Origin of the sequence: Streptomyces longispororuber, assembly GCF_014656095.1 — a bacterium.
Lineage (GTDB): Bacteria > Actinomycetota > Actinomycetes > Streptomycetales > Streptomycetaceae > Streptomyces > Streptomyces longispororuber.
This window is the reverse complement of sequence record NZ_BNBT01000021.1, coordinates 1-20,013: the sequence shown is the minus strand read 5'-3', so window position 1 is coordinate 20,013 and position 20,013 is coordinate 1. Positions and strand designations below refer to the sequence as shown.

Below are 20,013 nucleotides of genomic sequence, written 5' to 3'. Positions count from 1 at the left end.
GGCGTACGGGCGGGGCGCGCAGCCCGGCCCGTACGCCTCCGACACCCGGGGGGAACCCTTCCATGGCCACCGACACGGCGGGCGGCTCCGCGCGCGCCCGGCTCGCGGACGCGCGGCTCTACCTGTGCGTGGACGCGCGCAAGCGCCAGGGGGACCTCCCGGAGTTCCTGGACGCCGTCCTCGCGGGCGGCGTCGACATCGTGCAGCTCCGCGACAAGGGCATGGAGGCGGCGGAGGAGCTGGAGCACCTCCAGGTCTTCGCCGAGGCCTGCCGCCGCCACGGCAGGCTCCTCGCGGTCAACGACCGCGCGGACGTCGCCCACGCCATCGGCTCCGACGTGCTGCACCTCGGCCAGGGCGACCTGCCGGTGCCCGCGGCCCGCGCCGTCCTCGGCGGGGACGTCCTGATCGGCCGCTCCACGCACGCCGAGCGGGAGGCCGCCGCGGCGGCCGTCCAGGACGGCGTGGACTACTTCTGCACCGGCCCGTGCTGGCCGACGCCGACGAAGCCGGGGCGGCACGCCCCCGGCCTCGACCTGGTGCGGTACACCGCCGGGCTTGCCACCGACCGCCCCTGGTTCGCGATCGGCGGCATCGACGCGGGCAACCTCGACCAGGTCCTCGAAGCGGGTGCCCGCCGCGTGGTCGTGGTGCGCGCGATCACGGAGGCCGACGACCCCGGCGCGGCGGCGGCCGACCTCGCCGAGCGGCTCCGTACGGCCTGAGACGGCCCACCACCGACGGCGGGCCCCGGGCCCGGCCCCCGGGCCGCCGACGGCTCGGGCCGCTGGCTGCCGGGCCACCGCTGTGCGCCCCCGGCGTACGCCCCCGCCCCACCGGATGCGCCCCCCGGCCGCATCCGTGCTCCGTACACCCGTCTGATCAATCGCCGGAAAGTGTCCGAGGGGCGGACAACAAGCTGACCAAATGGACATATCACCTGCCTTTGGTTGGGCGACCGGCGCGGCCTGGCTAACCTGCCCGTATGGCCCTAGGCACTGCTTCCACCAGGACTGACCGCGCACGCACCGTGCGCGACATGCTCGCGACCGGCAAGACCACGTACTCCTTCGAGTTCTCGGCGCCGAAGACCCCCCGGGGCGAGCGGAACCTGTGGAACTCGCTGCGCAGGGTCGAGGCGGTCGCGCCGAGCTTCGTGTCCGTGACGTACGGGGCCGGCGGCTCCACGCGCGCGGGGACGGTCAAGGAGACCCAGCAGATCGTCGCCGACTCGACGCTCACCCCGGTCGCCCACCTCACCGCGGTCGACCACTCGGTGGCCGAGCTGCGCAACATCATCGGGCAGTACGCGGACGCCGGGATCCGCAACATGCTGGCGCTGCGCGGCGACCCGCCCGGCGACCCGATGGGCGAGTGGGTCAAGCACCCCGAAGGCCTCACCTACGCCGCCGAACTGGTCCGCCTCATCAAGGAGTCCGGCGACTTCTGCGTGGGCGTCGCGGCCTTCCCCGCGATGCACCCGCGCTCGCCCGACTGGGACTCCGACGTCCGCCACTTCGTCGACAAGTGCCGCGCGGGCGCCGACTACGCGATCACGCAGATGTTCTTCCACCCGGAGGAGTACCTGCGGCTGCGCGACCGCGTCGCGGCGGCGGGCTGCGAGACGCCGATCATCCCCGAGATCATGCCGGTGACGAACGTCCGCCAGCTCGAGCGGCTGCCGCAGCTCAGCAACGCGGACTTCCCGCCCGCCCTCAAAGAGCGGATCCTCTCGGCGCAGCACGATCCCGCCGCTGTACGCTCCATTGGGATCGAGTTCGCGACGGAGTTCTGCGCGCGGCTCCTCGCCGAGGGCGTCCCGGGGCTGCACTTCATCACGCTGAACAACTCCACGGCGACGCTGGAGATCTACGAGAATCTGGGCCTGCACCACCAGCAGGCCTGACCGGTCGTACCCGCACGGCGCGACCGCAGGGGAGAGGGGCGTACATGGGCTGGACGGTCCTCTACATCGCGTTCGGCGTGGTCGCGCTGTGGCTGCTGGGCGAGGTGCTGTTGCAGTACAAGGCGCGGCTGCGCTGGCGGCTGCTGGCCTTCGGGGGCTTCCTGGGCGTGGTCGTCGGCGTGCTGCTGCCGTCGGTGCCGGTGATCGCGGCGGGCGCCGTCGCCTTCGCCGTCGGGCAGACGTACGTGACGCTGTCGTTCCGCCGCGGCTTCGCCCAGGGCTGGGCGCTCGGCGGCAAGCCCGGCGCGAGCAAGCGCCGCCCCGGTGGCAGCAAGCGCCGCAAGGGCGCCCCCGGCACCGCGGCCGCGCAGCCGACGCTGCAGGTCACCGAGGTGGCGTACGAGCCCGGCGACGGCCCGGCCGCGCCCGCGGAGGACGCGCTGGAGTCGACGGCCATGCTGGACGTGACGGACATCCAGGCCGCCGGGCCCCCGCCCGGGCCGGTGACCGGCGACGCCGGGCCCTACGGCGGCCACGACGGCGCCCCCCAGCCGACGCCCGCCGCCGGTGACGGCTACGCCTTCGACACCTACGCCGGTTACGACCAGCAGGGCGCGCAGGACCCGATGCCGTTCGGGTACGGCGACACGGGCGAGCAGCGCTACGCGGCCTACTCCGACCCGTACATCGGCCCGCAGTACGGCGCCCAGCCGGGCTACGACGCCTACGCCGACCCGCAGCCCGCGTACGCCCCCTACGGCGGCGACGCGTACGGCACGGGCTACCAGGACACCCCGCCCGGCGGCGTGTGGGTGCCGCACCAGCGCACCACTGACGCCGCGTCCGCCGCCTCCTACGGCGCCGAACTGCCGCCCGACCAGCCGCCCTACCCGCCGTTCCCCGCGCCGGGGGGCGAACAGGAGCAGGGCAACGCCTTCGGCTACGAGCCGGGGCACAACGGCGAACAGCAGTACCGCTACTGAGGTCCCGGCACGGGCCGCCTCCCGCAGGGGCGGCCCCGGCTCACTGCGAGCCGCGGAACTCCGGTCCCTCCACGATCAGCCCGGCGGCCAGCGTGCCGGACATGCCCGCGTGCGGCAGGCCGCCGCCGGGGTGCGCCCAGCCGCCCACCGCGAAAAGACCGCGCAGCGACGTGCTGTTGGCCGGGTGCAGCAGCCGGCCGTCCGCCGCCGCCAGCGCGGGTGCCGGGACCGCCCCGCCGTCGGCGCCGGTGGCCTCCGCCACGTCGACGGGCGTGCGGACCTCGTGCCACAGCAGGCGGTCCCGTAGCCCGGGCACGGCACGCTCGGCGCGGGCGATCATCTGCTCGGCCTGTGCGGCGAAGGCGTCCCGCGCCGCCCCGTCCGGCCCACCGGCGTACGCGGGCACGGTGGCGGTCAGGGTGACCGCCTCGTGCCCGGCGTCGGGCACCACGGTCGCGTCGTCGGGCCGGAGCACGGTCACCGCGGGCGGCGCGGTCCCGGCGCCCGGGGCGTCGAACAGGCGGTTCAGCTCCGCGTCCCGGTCGGGGGCGTGCACCACCGTCCGGTGGGGTGTGCCCTCGGGGCGCGCGCCGCGCAGGGCCAGCAGCACCGTGAGACGGCTGGGGCGGCCGGGACCGCCGGGGCCGCCCTGTGCGGGCACCTCACCCTCGGCGCGCACGCGCTCGCCCGGCAGCAGCCGCTCCAGGACGCCCGGCGCCACGCCCGCCACCACGAAGTCCGCGTCCACGACGGTCCCGTCGGCCAGCTCGACGCCCGCGGCACCGCCGTCCTTCACCGCGATCCGCGTCACCGCCGAGCCGAAGGCGAACTCCACCCGCCGGGCCAGGCACCGCTCGTACACCGCGGCCGCCAGCGCCCGCAGGCCGCCGCGCACCGACCAGGTGCCGAACGTCTGCTCCAGGTACGGCAGGACGGCGGCGCTCGCCGGGGCCGTCCTCGGGTCGAGGCCGTGCGCCAGCGCGAAGTGCTCCAGGAGCGCGCACAGCCGGGGCTCGCCGCCCAGCTCGTAGGCGCCGATCTCGGCGAGGGTGGCCGCGCGCCGCTCGCGGCGGAAGAGGCGGCGCTCGGCCACCGCGGGGTACGGCTCGCGCTCGGCCAGCACCTGCCAGTTCGGCCACAGGGGCTCTTCGAGCAGGGGGCGGCGGGTGCGGTCCCAGGCCTCCCGCGCGCGGTTCATGAACGCCGACCAGCGCGCGCCCGCACCGGGGCCGAGCGCCGCGTCCAGGGCCTCGGCGACGCCCGCGCGCGAGGCGTTCGGCAGGTCCACGGCCGTGCCGTCGGCGAAGACGTGCCGGACCGCGGGCTCGACCTGCGACAGCTCGACGCAGTCCTCCAGGGGCTGCTTGCCGGTCTTCACGAACAGGTCGCGGTAGACCGCCGGGAGGTGGAGCAGGGCCGGGCCCGTGTCGAAGGCGAAGCCGTCGCGCTCCACGCGGCCGAGCGCGCCGCCGTACGTCTCCGCGCACTCGTGCACCACCACCCGGTGGCCCGCGACGGCCAGCCGGGCGGCGGCCGTCATCGCGCCCATCCCGGCGCCGATCACCACAATCCGTGCCATGCCAGGGACTTTATCCGCCGCAACCGACAGCGCCGCGGCCGCCCGGCCCGACCGCCCCGCCGGGGCGCCCCGCTCAGCCCGGTGGTCGCCCCGCCGCCAGGCGGCGTTCCTCGCGGCGCTGGGCCCGGCGGCGCCGGAACCGGCGGATCCGGGAGGCGAGGAACAGCAGCAGCACCAGGCCGATGAGCAGCAGCACGCCCGCGATCACGGCGGCGGCCCGGGGGTGGAACATGGCGAAGCTGACGACACCGCCGACGCCGAGGTCCTCCGCGGTGCTCACGAGGACGTTGCTGAACGGCTCCGGCGAGGTGTTCACGGCCATCCGCGTCCCGGCCTTGACGGCGTGGCTGGCCAGCGCCGTCGTCCCGCCGACGGCGCCCGCCGCCACCTCCGGCAGGGAGCCGCTCTGCCCGGCCAGCAGCGCCGCCACCCAGGCGCCTGACACCGGCCGGACGACCGTGTGCGCGGTGTCCCACACCGAGTCCACGTACGGGATCTTGTCGGCGACGGCCTCGCAGGCGAAGAGCACCCCGGCCGCGATCAGGACGCCGGGGCTCCGCAGCGCCTCGGGCACCTCGTCGGACACTCCCGTGGCGCCGAAGACACCGAGGAGCAGGACCACCGCGTAGGCGTTGATCCCGCTGGCCCAGCCGCTGGTGAACACCAGGGGAAGTACGGACACGGCGCGATCGTAACCAGCGGGCGGCGGTCCGGCCCGCGGATGAGCGCCCGGGGGTGAGTATCCGTACCTAGGGACGGAGATGAGTACCCGCGCGGATGGGGTCCGGCCCGCGGGGACGGGAGAGTGAGGGCGCGACGAAGGGCACGGCACCGGCACCGCCGACACGGGGCGGCGGAACGGTGGCGGCGCCCTTGGCCGCTCCTCCCGCCGCGGGCGGGGGCACGGGGGTGACCCGGGGGAACGACCACGGGGGTCGCGCGGGGGACACGCGGGCGCCGGTCCGGGGGGCCTGGACTGCCAGGCTCACCGGACCGGCGCCGCGCGACGCTCCGGCCGTACGGATGCCCGTGCGCTCAGGGCGCGGGAATCGCCCGAACGGGTGAGGCGCCCTCGGCCGGGCCGGGGACCCCGCGGGTCAGCGGGTGCCGCTCACCCGGCCCTGGAGCAGCCGGGACAGCGCCGCGTGGACGTCGTCGAGCGTGCGTTCCGGCTGGAAGGACTGCCAGTCGAGCGCGGCGACCAGGACCATGCCGACCAGCGCGGCGGCCGTCAGCGGGATGTCGATCTCCTCGCTCAGCTCGCCGTTGGCCACGCCCGCGCGCAGCACGTCCTCCACGACGGCCACGGCCTGCTGCCGGACCACCATCAGGGTGGACTGCCAGGCGCGGTTCGTGCGCCACAGCTCGGCGACGTAGAGCTGGGTGAAGGCCGGGTAGCGGTCGATGAAGACCAGGCCCGCGCGGATCATCGCGTCCAGGGCGTCGACCTTGCTGCCGCCCTCCAGGGCGACCCGCTCGGCGGCGTCCCGCAACGAGGCCGTGAGCAGGCCGACCCCGTGCCGCAGCAGCTCCTCGAAGAGGACGGACTTGCTGGCGAAGTTGTAGTAGACCGTGCCCTTCGCCACCCCCGCCCGTTCGGCGATCTCGTCAACTGTCGTGGCGGAGAACCCCTGTTCCGCGATGAGGGTGACGGCGGCCTCGTAGAGCTTCTGCCGGGTGGCCTCGCGCCGTGTACTGCCCCCGCCGCTTGCGCTTCGTTCCATGGGAGAGATTTTCACAGGTGCCGGCCCGTTCACAGGCTCAGCTCCGGATGCAGCCGCTCCAGTGTCCACACCTGCTTGCGGCGCGCGGAGACGGCGGTCAGCGCGAGGGCGCCCGCGGTGAAGGCCGCGAGGACCGCGCACGCCTGCCAGACCGGGCCCGTGCCGCCGCCCGTGATGAGCCTCCTGAGGGCGTCGACGACGTAACTCATCGGCAGGTAGGGGTGGATCGCGCGGAAGAAGCCGGGGCTCGTCTGCACCGGGTAGGTGCCGCCCGCCGACGTGAGCTGAAGCATCAGGAGCGCCAGGACGAGGATCCGCCCGGCCGCCCCGAAGCGCGCGTTCAGCCACTGCACGAGGGCCGCGAAGCAGCCCGTCACCAGGACCAGGAAGCCGATCGTGCCCGCGGCCCGCGTCATCCGCAGCCCGAGGCCCCAGTGCAGCACGGACATCAGCGCCGCCACCTGGAGCACCCCGAGGGCCGCGACCGGCAGCCAGCCGGCGAGCGCGATCCGCCACGCGGAGGCGCCCGCGGCGAGCGCGCGCCGGTTGAGCGGCGGGATCAGCATGTACGCCACCATCGCGCCGACCCACAGGGACAGCGGGATGAAGTACGGGGCGAAACCGGTGCCGTAGTTGGGCGCCTTGTGCAGCGACCGGGAGGCGAGCTGCACCGGGTCGGCCATCACGTCGGTGCGCCGGTCGCGGTCCTTCTTGTCGTAGTCGGGGATCTTCTTGACGCCGTCGTGCAGCCCGCCCGCCAGCTTCCGCGAACCGTCGGCCAGCTTGAACATGCCGCCCTCCAGGTCCGAGGCGCCCGTGCGGAGCCTGCCGACGCCCGTGTCCAGGTCGGTGGCGCCGGTCTTGGCGGTGCCGAGGCCCGTGCGCAGCTTCCTGGCGCCCTTGACGACCTCGCCCGCGCCCCTGTTGAGCGCGTTGACGTCCCGGACGGTCTTCTCCAGGTCCTCGTCCAGGTGCGGGGCGCGGTCGGCGAGGGCCCGGGCCTTGGTCTGGAGCTTCGCGAGGTTCGTGTCGAGCGTCTTCAGGTCGCCGCGGCGGTCCTTGACGAGCGTGTCGAGGTCCGCCGCGACCACCGCGACGTCGGCCGCCGCCTGCTTGGCCTTCTTCAGCTTCGGGCACCAGGGCTCGGCCTCGCGCCCGGGGAGGGGGCGGCACTGCTCCTCGTAGACGCCGTTCAGCGCGGCCGAGGCCTCCTTGGCGTCGGTGGCGGCCTTGGGGGCCTTCTCGACCAGGGTGTCCAGGTGGTGGCGGACGGCCCGGGAGGAGTCCGCCACGAGCCGTGCGGTGTCACCCAGGGCCTTGCCGTTGTCCTTCAGGTAGGGCCGTACCTTCCCTGCGGCGCCGTTGACCCGGTCGGCCAGCTTCCGGGTGCCGTCGGCGACGCGGCGTGATCCGTCCTCCAGGTCGCCCGCGCCCGTGTGCAGCTTCTTCAGGCCGCCGACGAGGTCGCCGCTGCCGTCCTTGGCGTGCCGCAGGCCGTCGACGAGGTCCTTGGAGCCCTTCTCGGCCTTTCCGATGCCGCCTTCGAGCCGGTCGGCGCCCTTGGCGGCCCGCTCGGTCTTCCCGTGGATGTCGGAGAACGAGACGAAGATCTTGTCGAAGAAGCTCCGCGAGGCCTTCGTGGACGCGGCCCGGCGCACCTCGGAGAAGACCGAGCGCGAGATCTGCCCCACGATGTAGTTGTTCGCGTCGTTCGTACGGACCTGCAGGGCCCCGGTCCCGGGGGAGTCGCCGGAGCTCGACGCGACGCGCTCGCTGAAGTCGGACGGCATGGTCAGCGACAGGTAGTAGGTGCCGCTCTCGACGCCCTCACGGGCCTGTGCCGCGCTCACCTCGTGCCAGTCGAACGTCCCACTGTCCCGGAGCCTGTCGGCGATGCCGTCGCCCGCCCGGAGCTTCTCACCGTCGACCGTGGCCCCCTTGTCGTCGTTCACGAGCGCCACGGGGATGCGGTCCAGGTGGCCGTAGGGGTCCCAGAACGAGCACAGGTACAGCGCGCCGTACAGCAGCGGCAGCAGCAGGAGCGCGACCAGTGCCGCGCGCGGGAGCCGGCCCCTGCCGAAGCGCTTGAGCTCAAGCGCGGCGAGCTTCGGGGAACGCATCCGCTGCCTCCTCCCCGTCGTCGTCGGAGCCGTCCCGCACGCCGCCGCGTGCCGGGACGGTGCCGTGGTCCGCGGCCTCGTGGTCCGCGGCCTCGTGGTGGGCGGCCTGGTGGTGCGCGTCCTGGGCGTCGTGCCCGTCGTGCGCCGCGCTCTCGTCGCGCCCGTCGCTCTCGTAGTACTCGTCGTGCCCGTCGTACTCGTCGTACGGGCCGTGCTCGTCGTACGTGTCGTCCTCGCCGGCGTCCCCGGGTGGTGCGGTGGGGTCCTGTACGTCGCTGTCGTCGGCGTACGCGCGCGGGGCGGTCGATACGACGAGCGCGTCCTCGGGGGCCTCGCGGCAGACGGCCACGACCGTGGTCCCGCCTGCGGCGACGGCCCTGAGCAGGTCCCAGGCTGCGGCCCGTTCGGCGGCCGAGAGCTTGAGGTCGACGTCGTCGACGCCCAGCAGCCGGGGGCGCCCGATGAGCGCGAGCGCCACCGAAAGGCGCAGCACCTCAAGCCGGTCCAGATCGCGCACGGCGGTCCGCGCGCCCTTGGGCAGGGCGGCGACGTCGAGCCCGGCGGCCCGCAGGGCCGTGTCGATCACCAGCCGGGACACGGCCGCCCGCTCGGCCCGCGGCCGCAGCAGCGAGCGCAGCGAGCCCTCGAACCGCCGCTGGAGCAGCGCCCGCTCCCGCAGGTGCTCGGCGACGGTCAGCGCGGGCTCCAGGTCGGTCACGCCGGGCACGGGCCCCAGGGCGCTGACGCGGCGCACGGCGGCGAGCTGGTCCGGCAGCCGGTGGCGGCCCACCGACGCCGTCCCCTCGGTCGCCCGCATACGTCCCGTGAGGGCGAGCAGAAGACAGGTGCGGCCGGAGCCGGACGGCCCCTCGACGGCGATGAGCGCGCCGGGCTCCGCCGCGAAGCCGATGTCGCGGAACACCGGGCCGCGCGGCCCTTCGAGCCCGAAGCCCACCGCGCTGACGGCGGCGCCGTGCGGAGCCTCCACGGGTTCCTCCTCGCTTGCTCACCACTCCCGGACGCGTGGACCGGGCGTTTTTGAACTGACCAGTCAGTACAAAAGGTAGTGCGAACCTTCGATCGGGGCAAAAGTCCAGGTCAGGACGGATTGTCAGTGGCATACCCCACGATGGGCACATACGGCCACTGCGCCGTCACACGACGACAGGAGGTTCGTCATGGCCCGTTCGCACGCAGCGGCCGCCGCTCGCCGGCGCCGCGCCGCAGGCCCTGCCCCCTCACTGACCGGCCCGGCGAGCGACGTGCACCCCGTCCTGCGCCGCGCCACGGCCCCGCCCGCCGCCCTCGGACTGCTCGCGCAGGCCCGCGCCGGACTCGACGAGGCGGCCCGTCTCGACCCGCCCAACGAGCGCTACGCCACCGCCCACCTCGCCGCCCTCCGCACCGCGGCCGCGGTCCTCGCCGCCCGCGGCCGCCCCGAGCTCGCGCCCCGGCGCCGGCAGCGGATCCGCAGCGCCTGGGAGGTGCTGCCCGAGATAGCCCCCGAGCTGACCGAGTGGAGCGCGCTGTTCGCCTCGGGGGCCGACCGCAGGGCCCGCGCCGAGGCGGGCATACAGGGGGCGGCCAGCGCCCGGGACGCCGACGACCTGCTGCGGGACGCGGCGATGTTCCTGCGCCTGGTCGAGCGGATGCTGGTCCTCCAGCCCGTGCTGCCCCAGGCGCGTCAGGAGTCACCGGATGCGGGCTGACCGCGGCACACCGGGTCGCGCTGATCCTCGGCACACGGAAACCGCGGCGCGCCCGCCTCCTCCGTGACCCGCCCGCCCGGCGGCGCGGGGCGGTCGGCACCGGGGCGACGGGGCCGGGGGTGGGCGGTGGACGGGGCGGCGCAGCCCGTGCGCTTTCCGTCCCCCGGGTGACCCGCCCGCCTGGCGGCACGGGGCGGGTGGCACCGGGCCGGTGAGGCCGAGGCGGTCGGCGCCGGGCCGACGGGGCCGGGCCGCCGGGGGTGGGCGGTGGTGGACGGGGCGGCGGGGTGGCCGTGCGCTTCCCATTAGGGTGGGACCGCCCGCACCCGAACAGCCCGCCGACACAGGCGGAGCACGCCGAGGAGTCACCTGCCGTGTCGGACCCGATGCCGCCCGCCTCCCACCGTCCCTCCCACACGGCGTCGCTGCGTTCCGACCCCCCGCGTCCGCGCGCCTCCCTGCGGACCGCCGTCGTCTGGGAGGTCCTCAAGGACGCCCTCGACCGCCGGGTCAAGGCCGTCGCGGGCGACGCCGCCCCCGGTGGCCTGGAGGTCCTCGACACCGGCGGCGGCAGCGGCAACTTCGCGGTGCCCGTCGCCCGCCTCGGGCACCGCGTCACGGTCGTCGACCCCAGCCCCAACGCCCTGTTCGCGCTGGAGCGCCGCGCCGCCGAGGCCGGGGTGGCCGACCGCGTGCGCGGCGTCCAGGGCGACGTGCACGGCCTCTTCGACGTCGTCGAGCGCGGCGGCTACGACGCCGTGCTCTGCCACGGCGTCCTGGAGTACGTGGACGACCCGGCCGAGGGCGTGCGCAACGCCGTCGGCGCGCTGCGCCCCGACGGCGTCCTGAGCCTGCTCGCCGCGGGCCTCGGCGGCGCCGTCGTCGCCCGCGCGCTCGCCGGTCACTTCACCGAGGCCCACCGGGCCCTGGAGGACCCGGCCGGGCGCTGGGGCGAGGGCGACCCCGTGCCGCGCCGCTTCACCGCTGAGCAGCTCACCGGTCTGGTCGAGGGCGCGGGCCTGCGCGTCACCGGCGTACACGGCGTGCGGGTCTTCGCCGACCTGGTCCCCGGCGTCCTCGTCGACACCGAGCCCGGCGCCCTGGAGGCACTCCTCAAGCTGGAGGCCGCCGCCGCCGAGCTGTCCGCCTTCCACTCCGTGGCCACCCAGCTCCATGTGCTCGGTGAGACGCCCGGGTCCGCGGGGGCCTGAGCGCCGCCCGGTGCGCGTGGCTCCTGTGACGCCTGGGACCACCCCGCTGATCAGCGCCGCAGCGGCACATGGAGTACGCCACAGGCCCCCCGTACGGGCGACGGGCGCCGTATGATCGAGGGACACCGTCCGGCATGACGGACCGGTCACTGGGGAATGCAGGCTTCAGTGAGCCGGGGCGACCTGGCGGTCCGGTTTGGCGAAGTTGGCGCAGAGGGGCGGGTTTCACGGGGGCGATTCCCTGCCTATCCTGAAGGGGACCCCCCGGTCGCCCCGGCGACTGCACGATGAGGAGGACTCCGTGCCGCTCTCGGAGCACGAGCAGCGCATGCTCGAGCAAATGGAGCGAGCGCTGTACGCCGAAGATCCCAAGTTCGCGACAGCGCTTGAGGGAAGCGGGCTGCGTACGTACACCCGGAAGCGGGTCTACCAAGCGGTCGCGGGCTTCCTGGTGGGCATCGCCCTCCTCATGGCCGGAATGGTCGCCCAGCTCATCTGGGTGAGCGTGGTCGGATTCCTCGTCATGCTGGGGTGCGCGGTCCTCGCCGTCACCGGTTGGCGCAAGGCGCCCAAGCCGGGCGAGCAGGTCCCCGGCACGGTCGCCGGAGCCGCTCCGGGCGTCCGGCGACAGCATCAGCCCAGGCAGCGCCGGTCCGTGATGGACCGGATCGAGCAGCGGTGGCAGCGCCGCAGGGACGAGCAACAGGGCGGCCAGTAGCCTCCAGGTCGGCCCTCCGGGGCCACCCGCCCGACGTCCTCCTCCTCTGCGCCTGCCCGAAGGCCCGGCCGCGCACCCGCGCGCCGGGCCTTCGCTCTGCCCGGACGCCACCGTCCGGATGCTGCCCACGCCACCGCGTACCGCCCGGGTGCGGCCCGCCGTCGCGCACCGCCCGCGCAGCCGCGCGCCGAGCCCGGTGCCTCCGCCCGCGCGAGGGCCCGAGCCGCCCCGCACCGGGCCGCCCCGACGTGTGCACCCGCCTGTGCATCCGCACACACCACCCGTACCCGGCACCCGCGCCAGCCCCCGCCCGGCACCCGCGCCAGCCCCCGCCCGGCGCCCGCACCCGGCCCCCGCCCGGGAGCCGCGGCCACCCACCGCCACCCGCCGAAACCCGCGCCAGAACACGGCAGAACACAGCGGAAGGGGCGAGCACCCACAGGCGCTCGCCCCCTCATGGCCGTACCGCGGCGGCGGCCGCTCAACCGCACCGCGCTACTGCCCCGGCAACCGCCCCGCTCACCCGCCCCGCGCCGCCGGACGCGTGGGCCACCGCTTCGGCAGGCGTTCCCGCAGCCCGAGGCGCAGGGCCGTCCAGCGGTCCGCCGTCGCCCACATCACCCGCGCGGCGGAGCGCGGAGCGAGCGTCGCTCGCAGCCGGGTCGAGCGGTTCGCGGAGGCGCGCAGCCCCTCCCGCAGCCGCCGGACGTCGTCCGCGAGGCCTGTCGCGAGCAGCGGCCGCGGCGCGTACAGGATCTGCTCGACCGCCGCCGCCACCCGGTGCGCCGACTCCGCCGCGGCCGTGTCCAACTGACCGAGGCGCACGATCCGGGCCGCCGCCGTCCGGGGCGTCAGGGACTCCTCCGGCGCGATCCCGTGGTCCCAGGCCGTGTCCGTGACCTCCAGCCAGGCCGCGAGGGTCCGCGCGGCGGCGTCCGCCTCCGTGCGCCCGCCGACGCCGAGCCGCACCGCGCGCACCCGGATGCGCCAGAGCATCGGCAACAGGGGCACCACCAGGACGACCAGGGCCGCGAGCGACCCGCCGACGATCATCCCGACCGGCGGCCCGCCGTCGTCGGAGTCCACCGCGAGCGGCGGCAACGCGCTGCTGCACCCGTCCTGCCGGCGCCGGTCGCGCGGGCAGTCGGAGGACTGCGAGGGCTGCGGGGACTGTGCCGCCGACGTGGACGGCTCCGGCGTCGCGGGGTCGTCGGCGTCGTCGGTGGGGCTCTGGTCACGGGTGTAGTCCGGCACCGAGCCACGGTTCGGCGTCGGCTCGAAGCGCGTCCAGCCCACGCCCTCGAAGTACAGCTCGGGCCAGGCGTGCGCGTCCCGCAGGCCCACCGACATCGTGCCGTTCGCCTGCGCCGAGCCCGGGGTGAAGCCCACGGCCACCCGCGCCGGGATGCCCAGCGTGCGCGCCATCGAGGCCATGGCGAAGGAGAAGTGGACGCAGAAGCCCTCCTTCTGCTCCAGGAAGCGCACCACGGCCGCGGGACCGCTGCCCGCGCGGACCTGCGTGTTGTACGTGAAGCCGCCGTCGGAGGCGAACCAGTCCTGGAGCTTCACCGCCCGCTCGTAGTCGTTCGCCGCGCCCCGGGTGACCTTGCGGGCCGTCTCCGCCACCATCGAGGGCAGCGTGTCCGGCACCTTCGTGAACTCCCGCTCCAGCGCCGTCGGCGGCGGGGGCGCCGCCGCGAGCTGCTCGGCCGTGGGCTCCAGGACCAAGCTGTTCACGGAGTACTGCGCGCCGCGCGTGGTCTGCTTGCGGTCGCCGACCACGGTGCGGCCCACCGGCTCGTACCGCCAGCGGCCCTCGATGCGCACCTGGCTCGCCGGGTACGGCATGGGCAGCCAGTTCTGCGCGTAGCCGTCGGCGGCCGACAGGTTCGTCTGGATCTCCGTCCTGCGGACGGTGGGGGACAGGCCCGGCGGCTCGGGCAGCCGCGCGGGCACGTCCTCGACGTCCCGGACGGTGGTCTTCCACGTCGTCCCGTCGAACTGGTCGAGCGACACGATCCGCAGGTACAGATCCTGCACGTCCTTCGCGTTCGTACGGTACGAGATGACCTCGCGGTCCTCCGGCTGGTTCAGGCTGTTCTGCAGCGCGACCAGCGGGTTCACCGCGGAGATCGTGCCGCCCTTGCCGCGGCCGCCGATCCCGGGGCCGTCCGAGTCGTCGAGGAGGCCGCCGTCGAGGGCCGGCAGGCCGAGCGGCACCACGAGCGCGACGCCCAGGGCGACCGCGCCGATGCGGCGGCCCGTGCGCACCGGCGCGAGCGCGCCGCCGTCACCGTCGAGGCCGGAGGAGGAGGCCGGCGCCCGGGCAGGACCGCCGAAGACCCGCCCCCACTGCGAGAGCCGGTCCCGGCCCTCCGCGAGGAGCAGCAGCAGGTACCCGGACGCCGCGAGCAGGAACCACAGCCACCCCGCGCCGTCCCCGGAGAGCCCGGCCGCGATCGAGTACAGCGCGAGCAGCGGCAGCCCCGCCGGTGCCGCCGTACGGAACGTCACCGCGAGCGCGTCCACCGCGAGGCCCACCACGAGGACGCCGCCGACCAGCATCAGCCGGATGCCGTCGGTGAGCGGCGCCGGGATCGCGTACCGCCCCACGTCGTCGCTGCCCGCCTCCAGGAGCGTGCCGAAGTGCCGGAAGACCTCCGGCCCGGGCACCACCCCGGCGAGCGCCTGCTCCCGCGCGAAGACCAGCGTCAGGAGCAGCAGCGTGACCAGGGCCTGGGCGGCCACGGTCAGCGGTCTGGCGAGCGGTACCCGCCGGGCCAGCGCGCCCACGCCGCTCTGCAGCGCGAGCAGGACCGCCGCCTGCACCAGCCAGCCCGACGTCTCGACGAGCGGCAGCATCGCGCCGGACGCCAGCAGCGTCGCGGCGGCGGCGCACAGCGCGAGCCGCGTACGCCCACTCATGTCCATCCCCCTGTTCCACCGGTTCTCCCTGTTCCGCGGGGGCCGCCCGGCCCGCCCGGCCCGCCCGTCACGGGCCCCGCGGTCGCCGCCTGTGGTCCCGCGCCCGCGCGCAGGTGGTCCGCCCGGCGCCACAGCTCCACCAGCGGCACCCCGAGCGGCACGGCGACCGCCGTCCAGCCCGCCTCGGCCAGCAGCCGCACCCGGTCCGCGGCCGGCGCGGACGGCGCCGCCCCGGCCCCGCGCAGCCAGGCCTGGCCGTCCAGGAGGAAGGCGACCGCCGCGCCGCTGCGGCGGCGCATCTTGGCGAGCACCGCGGCCTGCTCCTCGTCGAGGTCGCCGAGGAAGGCCACCAGCAGGCCCTCGTTGCCGCCGCGCAGCACGTCGTAGGCGCGGGAGAGCCCGGCGCCGTCCGAGTGGTCGATCACGGCGAGCGTGTCCATCATCAGCCCGGCGGAGTCCGCGGACTCCTGGCTCCCGCCCGCGAACCCCTCGGCGCCCTCGCCGGGCAGCGAGCTCCCGGTGTCCGTCAGCAGGCGTACGGAGAAACCCCGCTCCAGCATGTGCACGAGCGTGGACGCGGTGCCGGACACCGCCCACTCGAACGCCGAGTCGGGGCCCGCGCCCTGGTAGGCCACCGCGCGGGTGTCGAGCAGCACCGTGCAGCGGGAGCGCTGCGGCTGCTCCTCCCGGCGCACCATCAGCTCGCCGTAGCGCGCGGTGGAGCGCCAGTGGACGCGGCGCAGGTCGTCGCCGTAGCGGTACCCGCGCGGGATGATGTCGTCCTCGCCGGCGAGGGCCAGCGAGCGGTGCCGCCCGTCGCCGTACCCCTTGGCCTCGCCGGTCAGCCGTACCGGCGGCAGCGCCTCCACGCGCGGGACCACCGTCAGCGTGTCGAACGTGGAGAAGGAGCGGGTCAGCTCGCACATCCCGAACGGGTCGGTCAGCCGCAACTGGAGCGGGCCCAGCGGGTAGCGGCCCCGCAGGTCCGAGCGGACGCGGTAGGACACCTCGCGGCGCCCGCCCGCCTCCACCCGGTCGAGCACGAACCGCGGCCGCGGCCCGAGCACGTACGGCACCCGGTCCTGGAGCATCAGCAGGCCCGTGGGCAGCCGCGAGACGTTCTCCATCCGCAGGTGCACGCGCGCCTCCGAGCCCGCGGGCACGCGCGCGGGGGCGAGTCGGCGGCTGCCCGCGACGCGGTAGCGCGTGCGGTACAGCACGGCCGCGCACACCAGCGGAAGCACCGCGAGCAGCAGCCCGACCCGCAGCAGGTCGCTCTGGCCGAGGACGTAGGCGCAGACGGCGGCGGCGACGCCCGCCGCGAAGAAGGAGCGGCCGCGGGTGGTCAGGCCGGACAGCGCGGTACGAAGACCGCTGCGGTCGCCCCGGTCGGCGCCCTCGTCACCGGGGTGCGCCGGCGGCCTCCCCCCGGCGGTCATCACAGCCTCCGGGCGCCGGGCGGCTGCTGGCCGAAGAACCCTCCACCGGGCTGCTGGGCGCCCGGGACCGGCGTGCGCTGGAGGATCTCGAGCACGACCGACTCGGCCGTACGCCGGTTGAGCTGCGCCTGGGCCGTGGGCAGCAGGCGGTGCGCGAGGACCGCGACGGCCAGCGCCTGTATGTCGTCCGGCAGCGCGAAGTCACGGCCGCTGAGCGCGGCGGAGGCCTTGGCGGCCCGCAGCAGGTGCAGCGTCGCGCGCGGCGATGCGCCGAGTCTCAGCTCGGGGTGGGTGCGGGTGGCGGCGACCAGGTCGACCGCGTACCGCCGCACGGACTCGGCGACGTGGACCGTGCGGACCGCGTCGATGAGCTTCACGATGTCGTGCGCGTGCGCCACCGGCTGGAGGTCGTCGAGCGGGGAGACGCCGCCGTGCACGTCCAGCATCTGCAGCTCGGCCTCCGGGGCCGGGTAGCCGATGGAGACGCGCGCCATGAAGCGGTCCCGCTGCGCCTCGGGCAGCGGATAGGTGCCCTCCATCTCGACCGGGTTCTGCGTGGCCACCACCATGAAGGGGCTCGGCAGCTCGTACGTCTGGCCGTCGATGGTGACCTGGCGCTCCTCCATGGACTCCAGGAGCGCGGACTGCGTCTTGGGCGACGCGCGGTTGATCTCGTCCCCGATCACGATCTGCGCGAAGATCGCCCCCGGCTTGAACTCGAAGTCCCGGCGCTGCTGGTCCCAGATGGACACGCCCGTGATGTCCGACGGCAGCAGGTCCGGCGTGAACTGGATGCGCCGCACCGAGCAGTCGATGGAGCGCGCCAGCGCCTTGGCGAGCATGGTCTTGCCCACGCCCGGAACATCCTCGATGAGCAGGTGTCCCTCCGCGAGGAGCACCGTCAGCGAAAGCCGTACGACCTCCGGCTTGCCCTCGATCACACCCTCGACCGACCCGCGGACACGCTCCGCCGTCGCGGTCAGGTCTGTGAGGCTCGCTCGATCGTCATAGGTCGTCACCCGGCCCTCCTCGGCCCTTCCCCACGCTCGGCAAAGAGCAAGGGACACCTCTTTCCATGGTTCCCCGGGCCGACAACTCGATGTGCGGACCGGCCCACCCCGAAACACGGGCAGCACGCGTGAAGAGTTCAGCGCGCTGCCACACACGCATTCTTGTGGGGCTTACCGGTTCGTGTCACTCGCCTGTGGACAACTGGCGCCGTTATGCCCGACCTTGTGGTGTTTCGCGTACCGAACATTGTCCGGTACCCGGTACCACCGCGGCACACCGTGCCGGTCGGGTCACGCCGGGTCGATCTCGCGCAGCAGGCCCGTCTGCACGTCGAAGACGAAGCCGCGCACGTCGTCGGTGTGCAGCAGGAACGGCGAGGTGCGCACCCTCTGCATGGACTGCCGCACGTCCTGGTCGACGTCGCGGAACGACTCCACCGCCCACGCGGGCCGCTGCCCGACCTCCATCTCCAGGTCGTGCCGGAACTCCTCGGTCAGCGACTCCAGGCCACAGCCGGTGTGGTGGATGAGCGCCACGCTGCGGGTGCCGAGCGCGCGCTGGCTGATGGTCAGCGAGCGGATCACGTCGTCGGTGACGACGCCGCCGGCGTTGCGGATCGTGTGACAGTCGCCGAGCTGGAGCCCCAGCGCGGCGTGCAGGTCCAGGCGCGCGTCCATGCAGGCGACGACGGCGACGCGCAGGACGGGCCGGGCGTCCATGCCCGGATCGGCGAAGACGGAGGCGTAGCGCCGGTTCGCCTCGACGAGTCTGTCCGTGACGGTTCCTTCTGCGGCTATGCCGCCGGTCGGCGCTGCGGAGGTATGGCCCGGGGAAGAAGTCGACATGACGTCGACGGTAATAGCCATTGATCGCCCCGGCTTGCTGTGAGGACGGACAAAGAACCGCATTGCTTGTTGTTGTGAGGTAATCCACAGGTAGGTTTGGGCAGGTCCGAACGGGTGACGGGGCCCGACTCCACGGTCCTGCGGGCACCCCGGCGCGCGCCGCGCAGGCCAGTTGATTGACCGCGGCACACCGTGGACTAAAGTGACGCGAAGCGGGAGAGGAGACCTACTCCCTGCTGGTAAATCCGGAGATTCGCAGAATTCCCCACGTGCGTGGCGCGTACGTACGGCTCGGCCTCCTCCCGCTCCCGGTCGGCTGACGCCGCCTCCCCGGCGCCGGCAGTCCGGTTCCCCTTCACCGAGCGGGCGGGGACCCGGCGGTGCGTAGGGCGTCCGCCGGACCTGAGAGGGCCCCTTGACCGGCAACAGTCGACACGTCCCGGTGATGCTCCAGCGGTGCCTGGACCTGTTGGCCCCGGCGCTCACCCGGCCGGGAGCCGTCGTCGTCGACTGCACCCTCGGCCTCGGCGGCCACAGCGAGGCGCTGCTCTCGGCCTTCCCCGAGGCGCGCCTCGTCGCCCTGGACCGCGACAAGGAGGCGCTGCGCCTGTCCGGCGAGCGGCTCGCGCCCTACGGCGACCGGGCGACCCTCGTGCACGCGGTCTACGACGAACTCCCCGAGGTCCTCGACCGGCTCGGCGTGCCGCGCGTCCAGGGCGTCCTGTTCGACCTCGGCGTCTCCTCCATGCAGCTCGACGAGGCCGACCGCGGCTTCGCGTACGCCCAGGACGCGCCGCTCGACATGCGCATGGACCAGACGACCGGCATCAGCGCCGCCGAGGTGCTCAACACCTACCCGCCGGGCGAGCTGGTGCGGATCCTGCGCGCGTACGGCGAGGAGAAGCAGGCCAAGCGCATCGTGTCGGCCGTCGTGCGCGAGCGCGCGAAGCAGCCGTTCAGCACCAGCGCACGCCTGGTCGAGCTGATCCGCGACGCGCTGCCGCAGGCCGCCAAGCGCACCGGCGGCAACCCCGCCAAGCGCACCTTCCAGGCCCTGCGCATCGAGGTCAACGGCGAGCTGAGCGTCCTGGAGCGGGCCATTCCCGCGGCCGTCAAGGCGCTCGCCGTGGACGGGCGCATCGCGGTGCTGTCGTACCACTCCCTGGAGGACCGCCTGGTCAAGCAGGTCTTCGCGGCCGGGGCCGCCACCACCGCCCCGCCCGGCCTGCCCGTGGTGCCCGAGCAGTACCAGCCGCGGCTCAAGCTGCTCACGCGCGGCGCCGAGCTGCCCACCGAGGCGGAGATCGCCGAGAACCGCAGGGCCGCCCCGGCGCGGCTGCGCGGGGCGCAGCGCATCCGTGAGGACGCCGTATGACGGGCACCACCGGCCGCGCCCCCGCCCCGCGGGAGACACCGTGAGCCGCGTCCGCGAGGAGGCCGGGTGAGCAGGAAACCGCAGCTCCGAGGGAGGGCGGCGCGCCTCGCACGGCTGCTGCCCACGGGCCCCGACCGCGCGGCCCGCACCCCGTTCATGCTCCTGGTCGTGCTGCTGCTCGGCGGCGGCCTGATCACGCTCCTGATGCTCAACTCCTCGCTGAACGAGGGCTCCTTCCAGCTCACCAAGGTCAAGCGGCAGACCCAGGACCTCACCGACGAGGAGCAGCAGCTCCAGCGGGAGGTCGACGAGTACGCCGCGCCGGACGCCCTGCAGCGCCGCGCCCGCGAGCTCGGCATGGTCCCCGGCGGCGACCCGGCCTTCCTGAGCCCCGACGGCACCGTCCGCGGCGTCCCCCGCGCGGCGCCCGGCCCGCCCGCCCTGCGGGGGGCGGCGGCCCGCCCGCCC

The 20,013-nt window shown here is 74.9% G+C and carries 17 protein-coding genes; 8 read left to right on the top strand and 9 right to left on the bottom strand.

Going from position 1 to position 20,013, the window contains the following annotated elements; all coding sequences use genetic code 11:
* Positions 1-62: 62 nt before the first annotated feature.
* The 3 genes from thiE to IE330_RS10005 all read left to right on the top strand — a co-directional run bounded on the left by thiE (position 63) and on the right by IE330_RS10005 (position 2,889).
* Positions 63-725 (top strand): thiamine phosphate synthase, encoded by a 663-nt coding sequence (thiE, locus tag IE330_RS10015; protein WP_190135557.1) that lies wholly within the window; start codon positions 63-65, stop codon positions 723-725.
* Between the two features lie 260 nt (positions 726-985).
* Positions 986-1,906 (top strand): methylenetetrahydrofolate reductase [NAD(P)H], encoded by a 921-nt coding sequence (gene metF, locus IE330_RS10010; protein WP_190135556.1) that lies wholly within the window; start codon positions 986-988, stop codon positions 1,904-1,906.
* Positions 1,907-1,950: 44 nt separating this feature from the next.
* Positions 1,951-2,889 (top strand): hypothetical protein, encoded by a 939-nt coding sequence (locus IE330_RS10005; protein WP_190135555.1) that lies wholly within the window; start codon positions 1,951-1,953, stop codon positions 2,887-2,889.
* A 40-nt stretch (positions 2,890-2,929) separates the two neighbouring features.
* Here the strand turns inward: IE330_RS10005 and IE330_RS10000 are convergent, their stop codons facing one another.
* The 5 genes from IE330_RS10000 to IE330_RS09980 form a co-directional block, all read right to left on the bottom strand.
* On the bottom strand, positions 2,930-4,468 hold the full coding sequence (locus IE330_RS10000; protein ID WP_190135554.1) for a phytoene desaturase family protein: 1,539 nt from the start codon (positions 4,466-4,468) through the stop codon (positions 2,930-2,932).
* Between the two features lie 73 nt (positions 4,469-4,541).
* A complete protein-coding gene (locus tag IE330_RS09995) occupies positions 4,542-5,150 on the bottom strand; it encodes a DUF4126 domain-containing protein (RefSeq protein WP_190135553.1) in 609 nt (202 codons plus the stop codon).
* Between the two features lie 415 nt (positions 5,151-5,565).
* The gene (locus tag IE330_RS09990; RefSeq protein ID WP_190135552.1) at positions 5,566-6,192 is read right to left on the bottom strand and encodes a TetR/AcrR family transcriptional regulator; all 627 of its coding nucleotides are present in this window, start codon (positions 6,190-6,192) and stop codon (positions 5,566-5,568) included.
* Between the two features lie 29 nt (positions 6,193-6,221).
* Positions 6,222-8,312 carry a YhgE/Pip family protein gene (locus IE330_RS09985; RefSeq protein ID WP_190135551.1) on the bottom strand — a complete coding sequence of 697 codons (2,091 nt, stop codon included), beginning with the start codon at positions 8,310-8,312 and terminating at the stop codon, positions 6,222-6,224.
* A complete protein-coding gene (locus tag IE330_RS09980; RefSeq protein ID WP_229925528.1) occupies positions 8,284-9,300 on the bottom strand; it encodes an ATP-binding cassette domain-containing protein in 1,017 nt (338 codons plus the stop codon). Before IE330_RS09980 ends, IE330_RS09985 begins: the two co-directional genes overlap by 29 nt.
* A 190-nt stretch (positions 9,301-9,490) precedes the next feature.
* On the opposite strand from IE330_RS09980, the gene IE330_RS09975 reads away from it, so the two are divergent.
* The 3 genes from IE330_RS09975 (at position 9,491) to IE330_RS09965 (ending at position 11,950) form a co-directional block, all read left to right on the top strand.
* Positions 9,491-10,021, top strand: a complete 531-nt coding sequence (locus tag IE330_RS09975) for an SAV_6107 family HEPN domain-containing protein (RefSeq protein WP_190135550.1) — start codon at positions 9,491-9,493, stop codon at positions 10,019-10,021.
* Positions 10,022-10,395: 374 nt separating this feature from the next.
* Positions 10,396-11,232: a class I SAM-dependent methyltransferase gene (locus tag IE330_RS09970; protein WP_190135549.1), complete on the top strand. Its 837-nt coding sequence runs from the start codon at positions 10,396-10,398 to the stop codon at positions 11,230-11,232.
* Positions 11,233-11,533: 301 nt separating this feature from the next.
* Positions 11,534-11,950: an SCO2097 family morphological protein gene (locus IE330_RS09965; protein WP_190135548.1), complete on the top strand. Its 417-nt coding sequence runs from the start codon at positions 11,534-11,536 to the stop codon at positions 11,948-11,950.
* A gap of 519 nt (positions 11,951-12,469) precedes the next feature.
* Here IE330_RS09965 and IE330_RS09960 read toward each other — a convergent pair.
* The 4 genes from IE330_RS09960 to IE330_RS09945 form a co-directional block, all read right to left on the bottom strand.
* Positions 12,470-14,875 (bottom strand): transglutaminase TgpA family protein, encoded by a 2,406-nt coding sequence (locus IE330_RS09960; RefSeq protein WP_190135547.1) that lies wholly within the window; start codon positions 14,873-14,875, stop codon positions 12,470-12,472.
* Positions 14,872-16,314 (bottom strand): DUF58 domain-containing protein, encoded by a 1,443-nt coding sequence (locus tag IE330_RS09955; protein ID WP_190135546.1) that lies wholly within the window; start codon positions 16,312-16,314, stop codon positions 14,872-14,874. Before IE330_RS09955 ends, IE330_RS09960 begins: the two co-directional genes overlap by 4 nt.
* Positions 16,314-17,333, bottom strand: a complete 1,020-nt coding sequence (locus tag IE330_RS09950) for an AAA family ATPase (protein ID WP_190135545.1) — start codon at positions 17,331-17,333, stop codon at positions 16,314-16,316. Before IE330_RS09950 ends, IE330_RS09955 begins: the two co-directional genes overlap by 1 nt.
* 282 nt (positions 17,334-17,615) lie before the next feature.
* Entirely contained in the window at positions 17,616-18,233 is a 618-nt protein-coding gene (locus IE330_RS09945; protein WP_190135544.1) for a beta-class carbonic anhydrase, read from the bottom strand.
* Between the two features lie 352 nt (positions 18,234-18,585).
* Here IE330_RS09945 and rsmH point away from each other — a divergent pair, with 352 nt between their 5' ends.
* A complete protein-coding gene (rsmH, locus tag IE330_RS09940; protein ID WP_190135543.1) occupies positions 18,586-19,545 on the top strand; it encodes a 16S rRNA (cytosine(1402)-N(4))-methyltransferase RsmH in 960 nt (319 codons plus the stop codon).
* A 66-nt stretch (positions 19,546-19,611) separates the two neighbouring features.
* Positions 19,612-20,013, top strand: a 402-nt coding sequence (gene ftsL / locus IE330_RS09935; protein WP_190135542.1) for a cell division protein FtsL, incomplete at its 3' end; no start/stop codon positions are given.

Coding starts and splice junctions, on each gene's coding strand:
- thiE (WP_190135557.1), top strand. CDS start 63: ATGGCCACCGACACGGCGGGCGGCTCCGCGCGCGCCCGGCTCGCGGAC.
- metF (WP_190135556.1), top strand. CDS start 986: ATGGCCCTAGGCACTGCTTCCACCAGGACTGACCGCGCACGCACCGTG.
- IE330_RS10005 (WP_190135555.1), top strand. CDS start 1,951: ATGGGCTGGACGGTCCTCTACATCGCGTTCGGCGTGGTCGCGCTGTGG.
- IE330_RS10000 (WP_190135554.1), bottom strand. CDS start 4,468: ATGGCACGGATTGTGGTGATCGGCGCCGGGATGGGCGCGATGACGGCC.
- IE330_RS09990 (WP_190135552.1), bottom strand. CDS start 6,192: ATGGAACGAAGCGCAAGCGGCGGGGGCAGTACACGGCGCGAGGCCACC.
- IE330_RS09985 (WP_190135551.1), bottom strand. CDS start 8,312: ATGCGTTCCCCGAAGCTCGCCGCGCTTGAGCTCAAGCGCTTCGGCAGG.
- IE330_RS09975 (WP_190135550.1), top strand. CDS start 9,491: ATGGCCCGTTCGCACGCAGCGGCCGCCGCTCGCCGGCGCCGCGCCGCA.
- IE330_RS09960 (WP_190135547.1), bottom strand. CDS start 14,875: ATGAGTGGGCGTACGCGGCTCGCGCTGTGCGCCGCCGCCGCGACGCTG.
- IE330_RS09955 (WP_190135546.1), bottom strand. CDS start 16,314: ATGACCGCCGGGGGGAGGCCGCCGGCGCACCCCGGTGACGAGGGCGCC.
- IE330_RS09945 (WP_190135544.1), bottom strand. CDS start 18,233: ATGCGGTTCTTTGTCCGTCCTCACAGCAAGCCGGGGCGATCAATGGCT.